The 12,451-nt window shown below is 49.4% G+C and carries 12 protein-coding genes; 1 reads left to right on the forward strand and 11 read right to left on the reverse strand.

Annotated features, from left to right (window positions below; genetic code table 11):
- From DBO31_RS03600 to argC, 4 genes are all read right to left on the reverse strand, one after another.
- Positions 1-1,017, reverse strand: a 1,017-nt coding sequence (locus DBO31_RS03600) for a Zn-dependent hydrolase (RefSeq protein ID WP_150824464.1), incomplete at its 3' end; no start/stop codon positions are given.
- Positions 1,018-1,147: 130 nt separating this feature from the next.
- Entirely contained in the window at positions 1,148-2,332 is a 1,185-nt protein-coding gene (locus tag DBO31_RS03605; protein WP_150824465.1) for an aspartate aminotransferase family protein, read from the reverse strand.
- Positions 2,333-2,430: 98 nt separating this feature from the next.
- Positions 2,431-3,291: an acetylglutamate kinase gene (gene argB / locus DBO31_RS03610; RefSeq protein ID WP_113856578.1), complete on the reverse strand. Its 861-nt coding sequence runs from the start codon at positions 3,289-3,291 to the stop codon at positions 2,431-2,433.
- A 46-nt stretch (positions 3,292-3,337) separates the two neighbouring features.
- Positions 3,338-4,282, reverse strand: coding sequence for an N-acetyl-gamma-glutamyl-phosphate reductase (argC, locus tag DBO31_RS03615; RefSeq protein ID WP_150824466.1), 945 nt, complete (start codon positions 4,280-4,282; stop codon positions 3,338-3,340).
- 244 nt (positions 4,283-4,526) lie between these two features.
- Between argC and aroD the strand changes: the two genes are divergently transcribed.
- Positions 4,527-5,276: a type I 3-dehydroquinate dehydratase gene (gene aroD, locus DBO31_RS03620; protein ID WP_150824467.1), complete on the forward strand. Its 750-nt coding sequence runs from the start codon at positions 4,527-4,529 to the stop codon at positions 5,274-5,276.
- A 92-nt stretch (positions 5,277-5,368) separates the two neighbouring features.
- Here aroD and DBO31_RS03625 read toward each other — a convergent pair whose 3' ends face one another.
- From DBO31_RS03625 to DBO31_RS03655, 7 genes are read right to left on the reverse strand one after another with little or no spacing between them, the layout of a single operon-like run.
- Positions 5,369-5,875 (reverse strand): shikimate kinase, encoded by a 507-nt coding sequence (locus tag DBO31_RS03625; RefSeq protein WP_059075664.1) that lies wholly within the window; start codon positions 5,873-5,875, stop codon positions 5,369-5,371.
- A complete protein-coding gene (gene aroE / locus DBO31_RS03630; protein WP_059075663.1) occupies positions 5,868-6,692 on the reverse strand; it encodes a shikimate dehydrogenase in 825 nt (274 codons plus the stop codon). Before aroE ends, DBO31_RS03625 begins: the two co-directional genes overlap by 8 nt.
- A complete protein-coding gene (gene pheA / locus DBO31_RS03635; RefSeq protein ID WP_200817450.1) occupies positions 6,689-7,540 on the reverse strand; it encodes a prephenate dehydratase in 852 nt (283 codons plus the stop codon). The genes aroE and pheA overlap by 4 nt, the downstream gene beginning before the upstream one ends.
- Positions 7,533-8,636, reverse strand: a complete 1,104-nt coding sequence (aroC, locus tag DBO31_RS03640) for a chorismate synthase (RefSeq protein ID WP_059075661.1) — start codon at positions 8,634-8,636, stop codon at positions 7,533-7,535. The genes pheA and aroC overlap by 8 nt, the downstream gene beginning before the upstream one ends.
- Positions 8,629-9,930: a 3-phosphoshikimate 1-carboxyvinyltransferase gene (aroA, locus tag DBO31_RS03645; protein WP_059075660.1), complete on the reverse strand. Its 1,302-nt coding sequence runs from the start codon at positions 9,928-9,930 to the stop codon at positions 8,629-8,631. The genes aroC and aroA overlap by 8 nt, the downstream gene beginning before the upstream one ends.
- A complete protein-coding gene (aroB, locus tag DBO31_RS03650; protein WP_150824468.1) occupies positions 9,927-11,000 on the reverse strand; it encodes a 3-dehydroquinate synthase in 1,074 nt (357 codons plus the stop codon). The genes aroA and aroB overlap by 4 nt, the downstream gene beginning before the upstream one ends.
- Positions 10,981-11,868 (reverse strand): prephenate dehydrogenase, encoded by an 888-nt coding sequence (locus tag DBO31_RS03655; RefSeq protein WP_113856278.1) that lies wholly within the window; start codon positions 11,866-11,868, stop codon positions 10,981-10,983. Before DBO31_RS03655 ends, aroB begins: the two co-directional genes overlap by 20 nt.
- Positions 11,869-12,451 lie beyond the last annotated feature (583 nt).

Genomic DNA, 12,451 nt, shown 5'->3' on the forward strand with positions numbered 1-12,451 from the left:
AAGGTTCTGCAAAGACTGATCCATTTCGACAGGATCGGCATGTAACCGCTCTTCTATAGCATAGGAAAGGCCGGGATTCTGTTTCTTACTCGTTTCCAATGAGGCCTTTACAGCCTTCATGACCGTTTCAATACTATTCATGTTCCGGCTCCGGCAATCAATGGAAAACACCGTCTTATCCGGGATAATATTACCTGCCCCGGGATGAGTCTGGATTATTCCGGTGGTAAAGACCGTACCGTCTCCCAATGTCAACGCTGTATCAGCGCCGGCCGATACAGCGTTTGCCATAGCTAATACAGTATCAGCCCGCATTGTCATCGGTGTGGCACCTGCATGGTTAGAAATTCCTTTAATAGTAACAAAATAATATTTCAATCCTACAATTGCTTCAACGATTCCCAGTTCAAGATGTTCCCGGTCAAGGACAGGCCCTTGTTCGATATAAAAAAAAAAAAAAGCAGCCCAGTCTCCTGTATGTATCGTCTCACTGGCAATTTTTTCAGGATTCTTACCATAGGCCGTAAGGACCTCTGCAATCGATTGCCCCTGAGCATTGCGGAAACGATGAATTTCATCGTCATAAAGTTGCCCGCACATAGCCCGGCTTCCAAACAGGCCAGAGCCAAACTGAGGTCCTTCTTCTTCCGGAATAGCTATACAGCAAAAAGGCCGGCGGGGCCGGATTCCTGCATCGTGAAAAGCCCTCGCCGCTTCCAGTGCGGTACAGATACCTGCAATTCCATCGAAATTGCCTCCTTCTGGCACAGAATCGAGGTGGCTGCCTGAAACAACAGGGGCGAGTTCCGGTTGTTCTCCCTGCAAGGTCCCTAATATGGCACCTACGGCATTTTCCCGTACGGTAAGTCCGGCTTTTTTCATTTCTTCTGCGATATAATCAGCAGCTTGCCGGAATGCCGGTGTATAGGAAAAACGGTTACATCCCCGTCCTTTCTTCGACTGAAACTGGGCAATCGTCGTTATATCTTTCTTTATTCGTTCTGCTTTTGTTATCATAGAAACTTTCCTTTCTTTATATACTATGACATATCATAGCATGAACAGCATAAAAACACAAGCTGCCATGAGAGCCCGTTTATCGGGGCTTGGGTTCTGTTTCTCACAGCAGCTTCTGTTTTAGATTGTATCAGCCATCAATGACGGCTTTAATTTTTTCTATACCCTTCTGCAGTACGTCCATGGGGATATTCAGCGGAGGCAGCAGGCGCAGGAGTCCATTGGCTGTCAGGACCAGGACGCCGGCATCGACGCATCCGTTGACGACTTCCATAAGATCTTTTTTCAGTTTGACGCCCAGCATGAGACCCAAGCCGGATACCCATTCTACATTCTGGCAGCTTTCCAGTTCTTTTTTGATATATTCGCCTTTTTTACGGACGTCGGCCATGAGATCATCATCGAGACGGTCAATAATGGAAATAGCTCCGGCAGCACAGATAGGATTGCCGCCAAAAGTCGAGCCGTGGGTATGATCCGTCAGGGCATGCTGACAGGAATCAGCAAACATCGTCACGGCAAATGGCAGCCCGCCTCCGATGGCCTTGGCTGTCGTTACAATATCTGGCTGTATACCATATCTCATATAAGCATAGAGGGCGCCCGTACGGCCGTTACCTGTCTGCACTTCATCGATAATGAGCAGAATGTCATGAGCTTTGGCATAATCCGCAACCTGATGGACGAAATTCGGATTCAGCGGATGGACACCGCCTTCACCTTGTACCAGTTCCATCATGATGGCACAGGTCTTATTTTCTTCAGCCAGTTTTTTGACCGATTCGAAATTATCCGGTTCGGCATAGACAAATCCCGGCAGGAAGGGACCGAAGTCCTGATGGAGTGAATCCTGACCGCAGGCAGTAAGAGTAGCCATTGTCCGGCCGTGGAAGCTGTTTTTCAGAGTAATGATAGTATAGCGGCCATCGCCATATTTATCGTGGGAATATTTACGGGCTGCTTTAATGGCGCATTCATTTGTTTCAGCACCGGAATTGGAGAAAAAGACTTTCTTCATGCCTGTTTTTTCGCAGATTTTTTTTGCCAGGACAATCTGTGGTTCTGTATAGAAAACGTTGGACATATGACTGAGTTTGCCCAGCTGATTGATGACAGCCTTCTGCCATACGTCATCGCAAACGCCAAACACGTTGACGGCAATGCCGGCACTGAGGTCGATATATTCCTTGCCATTGACATCGTATACCAGAGAGCCTTTGCCATGATCGAGAACGGCATCGAGGCGGTTATATACATTAACGATATATTCTTTATCTAATTTTTCAAATTCTTTCTTTTCTGTTTCTACAGACATATTTATTTCCTCCTTTAAAACAACCCTGTATACATATAGCAGATGCCCGGATACGTATAGTAATTCCAATGGCTGCTGAAACAACAGTCATCGAGGCATTATTGTTTAACAAACATAGTTCCCAGCCCTTCTTCGGTCAGCATTTCGATGAGAATAGCGTGAGGTACTGTACCATTGATGATGAATACTCGCTTTACACCACAGTCGATAGCGTCAGTACAGCATTTGACTTTGGGGATCATGCCACCGGCAATGATTCCTTCGTCAGTAAGCTTCTGCACCTCCTGCATAGTCAGGCTATGGAACAAGGTGGACGGATCTTCAGGATTGCGGAGCACACCGTCGATATTGGTCAGGGAAATCATGCACTCTGCCTGGAGAGCACCGGCAATTTCAGCCGCCGCCGTATCGGCATTGATATTATAGGAAACGCCTTTGCCATCGGTTCCAATAGACGAAATGACGGGAATGTATCCATTGGCCAGACTGTCATGGATGAGTTCCGGATTGATATGAGTGATTTCCCCGACCAGTCCCAGTTCATCACTTTGTTTTTTTACCTGGATCATATCGTCGTCGATACCGCATAAACCAATGGCTTTGCCTCCCAATGATCCCAGGAGGTTGACCAGATCCTTATTGACCTGACCGGCCAGTACCATCTGAACGATTTTCATCGTCGCTTCATCAGTTACACGCAGGCCGTTCAGGAATTTCGATTCCAACCCCACCTGATTGAGCATATCCTTGATATGCGGTCCGCCGCCGTGGACCAGGACAACTTTGACACCAATGAGGTGCAAAAGCACAATATCTGCCAGTACGGCTTTGCGGAGTTCTTCATTGACCATCGCATTGCCGCCATATTTGACGACTACGACTTTGCCGTAATACTCCCGGATATAAGGAAGGGCATCGCGCAAAATGCGTGCCTTCTGGGCATTGCTCACTTCCTGTATGTCGTGATCCATAAAAGTTGTCGTTGTCATAACTGTACGATTCTCCTTAATCTCCCAGATTCAGACCCGTTTTCGGATCTATGCCAAGCATGATATTCATATTCTCGATAGCGGCTCCCGATGCACCCTTCCCCAGATTGTCAAAAATGGAAGTAAGGAGAATCCGCTGATCATTTCCTGTGACGAAAATTTCCATGTCATCGCGGCCGCTCATGTCATTGGCCGCCAGAAAACCACCTTTATCTTCCCCCAGGGGTCGTACATGTATAAAGTCACAGCCATCATAATGGGCCGCCAATGTCTCCCATACATCCTGTATGCCCGGCGCGCCCTTCAGCAGTTTCGTAAAGACCGGGACGGTCACTTCCATGCCACTGTAATAATCATCTACAATCGGCGAAAACATCGGTTTATCCGCCAGATGACAGATGGTAACAATTTCTGGCAGATGTTTATGCGTCTGTCCCAGTCCGTACTGGCGGGGTGACAGGAGGTCTGTCGTCTTTTCTCCTTCATAGGCAGCTATCATCTTTTTGCCACCACCACTGTACCCCGTAAGGGAAAAAGCGGTAACGGGATAGTCAGCAGGCATCATACCGGCAGCGGTCAAAGGCTGGACAAGGGAAATGACGCCACTGGCATGGCAGCCGGGGTTGCCGACACGACTGCTATGAGCAATCTTTCCGCTCTGTTCCTTTGATAATTCAGGGAATCCATAGACCCATCCCGGTGCAATGCGGTGAGCCGTAGATGTATCAATGATTTTGACGCCGGTTCCTTCAGCCAGACCGGCCGCTTCGACGGCCGCTGCGTCAGGCAGGCAGAGAAATGCAATATCTGCCGCTTTCATATATTTTTTTACTTCATCCGGATTTTTTCGCAATTCTTCAGAAATCTGTAATAATTCAATATCCTGACGTGCTGCCAGCCGTTCATGGATGCGCAGTCCTGTCGTACCTGAATGACCGTCAATAAATACTTTCGTTTTCATGGTGCCACTCCTTAGATGCTGTATGTACAGCTTGATTTATTTTAATGAATATTTATTGAATTTTTATTCATTATAGTTAATGTCATCCCATTTGTCAAGAAAAAAGTACCGTATGACCCAAAATCTGTATCGTCCTCCCTGTCATCCGGCTATATTCTGATACTCTTTCATTGCCTGCATCAGCTGCGTACGTTATAATATCGTCAAAAGAGAAAAATCTGCTGCATTAGGAGGAATATATATTATGGTAAAAATTGGCAACGTGCCCCTCGATAACGGCATGCTGAAAATTTGTGTTCCCATTGTCGGCCGTTCCCTGGACGAACTCGTCCAGGAATGCCGCTATCTAAAGGATAAGATATATGATGTCGTCGAATTGCGCATCGACTTTCTAAAGGATGTCCTGTCCCTGGATGCCGTCGGCCAGGCCCTGACAGCCGTCCGGCAGGAATTACCGGACGAAGCCATCCTGTTCACGTTCCGCACGAAAGAAGAAGGCGGCGAAACGGACGTTCCCGAAAGCTACTACTTCTCTCTCCTGGACTATACTATCAAAAGCGGTACCATCGATGCTGTGGACATTGAATACTTCCGTGACCGCGAGGACATCAAAAAGACTTTGACAGTTGCCAAAGAATATGGCATCACGGTCATCATGAGCAGCCACGATTTTCATAAGACGCCATCCTTCGACGAAATCACAGGCCGTCTCATCGGCATGAAAAAGCTGGGAGCTGATGTTGCAAAACTGGCCTGCATGCCCAAATCAGCGAAGGACGTATTGACTCTCTTATCGGCGACGGAAGCTATCAAATCCCAGTATCCTGATGAACCGCTCATCACCATGTCTATGGGACGCCTCGGTGCTATCAGCCGCATCAGCGGAGAATGTTTCGGATCTTCTCTGACCTTTGGTTCAGCCAAAAAGGCCTCTGCCCCGGGCCAGCTGGAAGTAACGACACTGCACCAGATTTTACAGGCGCTCCATGGCTGAATCACACTGCTCATTTTCTTTTTCCCAGCATACGACAAAAACCGGCTGCCGCATGAAGCAATTTCTGCTCCACACGGCAGTCGGTTTTTATATTACGGGATATTTCCAATCAGTGTTTCAAATTCGTCGAGGACCGATTCCATAGGCTTATCGTTGCGGATACAGTAATCGGCAGCCTCCCGGTACAGACCGATGCGTTCTTCATAGAGATCATACACTTTTTGCCTGCCATCTTTCAAGAGGGGCCGTACGGAGACATCAACATCGCTGACGATATCTTCGGGAGAACGATCCAGGAAAAAGACCGTACCCGTTTTCTTGAATATAGAGATATTTTCCGGCCGTTTAATGACGCCTCCCCCACAGGCGACGACAATCCCTTCTTTAGACGCCAGAAACCGGCTGGCCCGGACTTCGGCATCGCGGAAACAGTCTTCACTGATGGCAAAGAGTTCCGGAATGGATTTTCCTTCCTGCCAGACAATGACATCATCGGCATCATAAAAGGGGCGGTTCAGCCGGCTGGCAAGAGCTTTTCCCAACGTACTTTTCCCACAGCCGGGCATGCCAATAATGATAATATTCCGTTTATCATTCATAGAGGTGCTCCATTTCCTTAGCAATCTGTTCAACTATGGATGAAGCAATTTTCTGCCCCGTCCATAGTTCTTCTGCCCCCACTGCCTGAGCCACGAGCATGTACATGCCGTTCCGTGTCCGGGCACCATGGCGGCGTGCCGTTTTCAAAAGTTCTGTATCTTTGGGATTATAAATGAGATCTACGACAGCCGGAAAGGCCGCAATGCATGCTTCAGAAACAGGGCATCCGTCCATGCGGGGAAACATGCCTACAGGCGTGCAGTTGACCAGTACATCCCCGCCGCGAGACATTTCAAGCGATTGGTAATCTATCTCCGATGCTCCGATTTTCTTCGTGAATGCATCAAATTCTATCTTGGAATGAGGCTGGCGGGAAACAATTGTAATCGACCTGGCGTTCTTGTCTGCCAGATATTGGATGATGGCTCTGGCGGCTCCTCCGGTCCCCAGGACGACGCAGTCCTGTCCGGCAACTCCGATACCAGCCTGTTCCAGAGACCTGCCAAATCCGCCATAATCGGTATTATATCCGAATGCTCCTTCATCGGTGAAATGAATCGTATTGACGGCCCCGATGATCCGTGCTTCCCGGGATATATCCGTCAGATAGGGCATGACATCCCTTTTATAGGGAATGGTAACATTACAGCCTGTATATCCATCCTGTGCCAGACGTTTTAAATTTTCTGCCAGACTGTCCGGGGGCATTTCCAGTACATCATAGGTTCCGGACACACCCATAGCCTGAAAAATTTTTTCATGAATAGCCGGAGAAGCCGTGTGCCCCAGTTTTTTTCCTATTAGTCCTGCTTTCATCGAATATTGCCCCCTTTGTCAGATGGATAATTCCCAAGGATTTTAAAATAATTACAATGTTCTTCCAGATTGTGCAGTACGATAGCTGTTGCCGGATTCCGTATATTACCCATGACATCAATATGGAAAAAATACTCGAACGGACGCCCCTTGATAGGCCGCGATTCCAGATGAGTCATATTCATGGCATTATAGAAGAAATGGCCTAACACATGATACAGCGCACCGGGCTTGTGTTTGGTCGTCAATACCAGCGTAATCTTGTCCATATCATCGCTTTCTTCCATTTCTGCAGAAATAATGAAAAACCGGGTATAGTTCATGGTGTTGTCGTTGATATGGCGGGCCAGTATGGTAAGCCCGTACATATCGGCCGATATGGTATTAGCAATGGCTCCGATGTGGACATCGCCCGTATTATGCACCATTTCGGCACTCTGGGATGTACTGAAATACGGATGAAGCAGCCAGCTTTCATGGCCTTTCAGGAATTCCCGGCACTGGGCAATGCCCTGGGGATGGGAATAGACTTCGTGTATATCGGCCAGAGTCGCTCCGGGCACTCCCAGCAGATTATGTTCGATACGCACGTACTTTTCTCCGGCAATGTGGCAATCATAGCGGTGAATCAGATCGTACACATCAGTAATACCGCCCGTTGAGGAATTTTCAATGGGCAGGACCCCGTAACGCACCTGTCGCCGCGCCACGGCCTGGACGACATCTTCAAACTGTGAGGCATACTGAGGTTCTATATCTTTCCCGTCAAAATAGGACATCATCGCTTCATACGTATAAGACCCGGGCAAGCCAAAACAAGCGATGGCCATTGGCTTCGTCTTAGTCATGAGCGCCACCTGTCTTCCTGCTGCCGAGGAAAATATCCAGTATGGTCCAGGCCGTGGCCGCTTCTACGACAGGTACGGCCCGTTGGACAATGCAGGGATCATGTCTCCCTTTAATGACCAGTTTACAATCCGCCTGTGTATCCGTATCGATGGTATCCTGTTCTTTCGAAATGGATGCCGTCGGCTTGATGACCAGGTGGAAATTGACCGGCATCCCATTAGTGATACCGCCATTGATTCCCCCATTGTGATTGGTGCGCGTCCTGACCACTGTCCCGTCATAATAAAAGGAGTCATTGATTTCAGAGCCATGATGCGATGCCATGTCAAATCCATCACCAAAGGCTACCCCTTTGACGGCAGGAATAGAGAAAAACATATGAGACAGCCGGCTTTCGACCGAATCGAAGAACGGATCACCCAGGCCTGCCGGCAGTCCCAATATCTGCCCTTCTATCAAGCCACCTACCGAATCGAGCTGGCTTTTGGCTGTCAGGATTTCCTGTTCCATCAAAGCCGCCTTAGTTCCATCAAGGACAGGCAGCGTCTGCTGTTTCAATTGCTGAAACAGGGATGGCGACTCACCGCAGGGAGCAAAATGGCGGTCAGCAACCTGTCCGATGCGCAGGATATGGGCCCCTATGCAGATACTTTCCCTGGCCAGGATTTGGGAAGCTATGGCACCGGCAAAGACGAGTGGTGCTGTAATACGGCCGGAAAAATGACCGCCCCCGCGGTAATCATTGTATCCGTCATACCGTACCTTACCGCTGTAATCGGCATGACCGGGCCGCATCATATGGCGCAGCTGGTCATAATCCCGGCTGTGCTGATCATTATTGCGTATCAGGACACACAGCGGTGTTCCTGTCGTGTGGTCGTTGAAATAACCGCTTTCGATTTCAAAGGCATCGGCTTCCTGTCGTGCCGTAGACATAGCATTCCTTCCGGGAGCACGACGGGCCATTTCCTGCCGTACGGCATCCCAGTCGATAGAAATACCGGCAGGAAGTCCGTCCAGGACGGCCCCGATGGCCTTTCCATGAGATTCTCCAAAAATTGTCAGTCCTGCATGATATCCAAAGGTATTATTCATCACTGCCAGCCTCCTCTGTATATGTTCCGCCCATAGCCGCCACATCCTGCCAGAACCGGGGATAGGATTTCCTGACACATTCTGCCCCATCGATCTGTACCGGCCCTTCAGCAATCTGGGAAGCCACTGCCAGAGACATAGCAATGCGATGATCGTTCCAGGCCTGTACGCATCCACCATGAACCTGGCCGGTACCTTCAATGATGAGGCCGTCTGGTTCTTCTGTTATCCTGCCGCCTAATTTATTCAATTCTTCTGCCATGGCGTGGAGCCGGTCACATTCCTTGAGGCGGACACGGGCGGCATTGACGATATGAGTCGTGCCGCTGGCAGCCGTCGCCAAAACCGTCAGCACCGGGACCAGATCCGGGCAGTCGCCGGCATCAATCGTCGTCCCTTTTAAAGCAGACGGACTGGCCATGAGGCCGTCTGGTTCTTCTGTTATCCTGCCACCCATGCGGCGGATAATATCGACGATGACTTCATCTCCCTGGGCGCTGTGGCGGCGGAGGCCGGTCAGTTTCACATCATGGCCCAGACAGCCTGCGGCCAGCCAGAATGCAGCCTGGGAATAATCTCCTTCTACCTCGTACCGGCCCGGCTGGTACGACTGACCGCCAGCAATCTGATACACACCTGGTTTTTCTTCTTCAACCTGCACGCCATGGCGGGCCATCGTATCCAGGGTAAGGCCGACATAACTGGCTGATTCCAGTGTCGTCGAGCTATAGAGAGCCGAATCTCCCGTAAGGAGTGGCAGTGTCAGGAGCAGCCCTGTAAAGAACTGGGAACTGACATTGCCCGGCAGAGTATACGCGCCGGGAGAGAGTGTCCCCGTCACCGTCAGAGGAAGACCGCCGTCGTCAGCTGTCTGATAGGCAATATGGCGGGACTGGAAGATAGCATAATATGGCTGGAGAGGCCGTGAAACAAGGCGTCCCCGGCCCGTGTACGTGACAGTGCGGCCGGTCAAAAGTCCCAGCGGGATAAGGAAACGCAGTGTCGAACCCGATTCACCACAATCAACCGTCACAGGATTGCGATCCTGGCGGATACCGCCTTGTATTCGATAGGAAACGCGGCCTGGCAGTGTATCGGAAATTTCTTCTATTTGAGCACCAAAATGGCGGAGAACCCGGCAAGTCGCTTCGATATCTTCCGATGGGGAAATATGTTCGACCACGCTTTCTCCTTCTGCCAGAGCGGCACAGATAAGATCGCGGTGTCCCAGGCTTTTCGATGATGGGACGGCCAGTACGCCCCCGAACGGATGGGGTGTCATGCAGATATTCATGATGGTGTGCCTCCTGTGATATAAGTCGAAAGATCAGCCAGTTCCACTGGCAGCAGCCGGCAGGAACCAATCCGATTGAGGATGATGAGTGTCATATGAGAACCGCGTTTTTTCTTATCATGTCCGATATAAGGTAACAACTCGTCAGCCGATGCGTCCACCGTATACGGAAGGTGATATCGTTTCAGGATGTCCACCAGACGTCGGGCCGTCCCCGCTTCGGTCAGTCCCAGTGCCTCAGTCCGTGCCGTGAGAAGAGCCATTCCTATGGCAACGCCTTCCCCATGAGTATAGTGACCAAACCCATACAAGCGTTCAATCGCATGCCCGATTGTATGGCCGAAATTCAGGATCATTCGTTCCCCCATATCATACACATCGTGTTCCACCACATCCGCCTTAATCCGGCAGCAAGTTTCTATAATTTCATCCCAATGAGAAGTAATGCTATGTTCATCCAGTGTTTCCATAAGGGAAAACAGGCCCGCATCACGGATACAACCGTATTTGATGACTTCTCCCAATCCATCGCGGACAAACCGTTCCGGCAGTGTCTGCAATAAATCCGGGTCAATTAATACGGCTTTAGGCTGATAAAAAGCACCGGCCTGATTCTTGCCGCTCGGCAGATCAATCGCCACTTTACCACCGACACTGCTGTCCACCTGGGCGATGATAGAGGTAGCAATCTGAACAAACGGCACGCCCCGCAGGAACGTAGCTGCCGCAAAACCTCCCAGATCTCCGACGACGCCGCCACCGAAGGTAATAATCATATCCGACCGGGTAATACCCAGGTCCGACAGCTTCTGATAGATGTCTAACAGCTGATTAGCATTTTTGTACGCTTCTCCTGCGGGAATGACAATGCATCCGGTCCGGAATCCTGCCTGCTGCAGGCTCCGTTCCAGGCGTTTACCATAGAGTGGTTCCAATGTGCTGTCCGTAATGATGGCAACTGTTTCTGCTTTTGTCAGACTGCGGATATAGTTGCCGGCCCGGTCGAGAAGGCCATTTTCAATATAGATTTCATACGAATCGTTTCCTAATTCAACGTGGATTTGTTTCATGAACTAATTCCCTTCTCCGCAAAGCGGCCTGCTGTAAAAATTGGGTCATGCCCTTGGTATCCTCATCAGAAAGCAGTTCGGCAAACGCTTTCAACGATGCACTGAACCGGTCAATTTCTTTCAAAAGGTTATCCTTATTAGAAAGGAACAGTTTGGTCCAGAGCGGGGCATTAATATCTGCAACGCGTGTCCCGTCACGGAAACTGCCGGCAACAAAATACCGCGTCATCGTATCCATCGATTCACTATTTATGAGAGATATGGCCAAAACATGGGGCAGACTGCTCGTATAAGCAATAAGTTTATCGTGTTCTGCTGCTCCTACGCGTACCACGTGGGCACAGCCAAGGGCACGTGCCATCCGTTCAATCACATCGACATGTTCCGGCTTATTGCCTTCCATAGGTACGAGTATATAATTGGCGCCATCAAAAATTTCAGCCCGGGACATGCCATAGCCACTGCCTTCCCTTCCTGCCATTGGATGTCCCGGGACAAAATCCAGATCATTCCGGAGCAGTGACCTGATCCGGTCAGCCGAATCTCCTTTGATGCCAGCGACATCTGTCAGCAGAGCCCCTTGTTTAAAATCCTGACGGTGCTGTCCAATAAACGCCATCATAGCATCTGCAGCCATGCAGAAAATGACTATATCGGCCTCCCCCAGAAGCTGACTGCCATCATTCGATGCTTCATCAATGGAACCATCGGCCAGTGCCTCTGCCAGAGCCGCCTGATTAACGTCAATCCCAATGATAGACCTGACATGTAATTTTCGTAATCCCTTGGCATACGAACCGCCAATAAGTCCCAGCCCGACAATCGCGATGACATAATCCGTAAAAAAACCACTGTCTGTATTTTCCATTGCGTTCCCCCCAAAATATTCGCTGCCTGATAGCTGTTGGCAACGTTTCCTCTTTAGTATACTAAATGACGTACGCTAGAAAAAGAGGTTCCCCTGATTTTCTTTTATACCGTACGGTCTGCAACAGGAATCAGATAGCATACCATAAAAAAAGCAGGCTCCCATGAGCCTGCCTTATGCTGCATCCGCCGCTGCCGTCTTATACAGTGATATTTTCCACTGATTCAAACTACCCATGTCTTTATATCGTCTATGCATTTATCACAGCAAAAATAGCCAGTGCCCAAATACAGGTAGGCCTGGCTGTTTCTAAAGCTATATGCAACTGCCGTGAAAGACATAACGTTATTCATGGTACGGCTCCTTGCTGAACTAAAATTTAAAATGAGATAAACATATACTATACCGAAATTGTTTCCTTGTCAAGGACTTTTGTATACCATCACCAGCTCGGCGGAATGGCCGTTGTGACGACGCGGAATGTATAGCCCTGGCTCTTGAGCAGTTTAATGAGTCCCGGCAAAGCTTCTACCGTCGCCTGATGGCCACTGGCATCATGCATGAGAATGACCAGGTGGCTGTG

Source organism: Megasphaera sp. DJF_B143, from assembly GCF_900320625.1.
GTDB classification, from domain to species: Bacteria; Bacillota; Negativicutes; order Veillonellales; family Megasphaeraceae; genus Megasphaera; species Megasphaera hexanoica.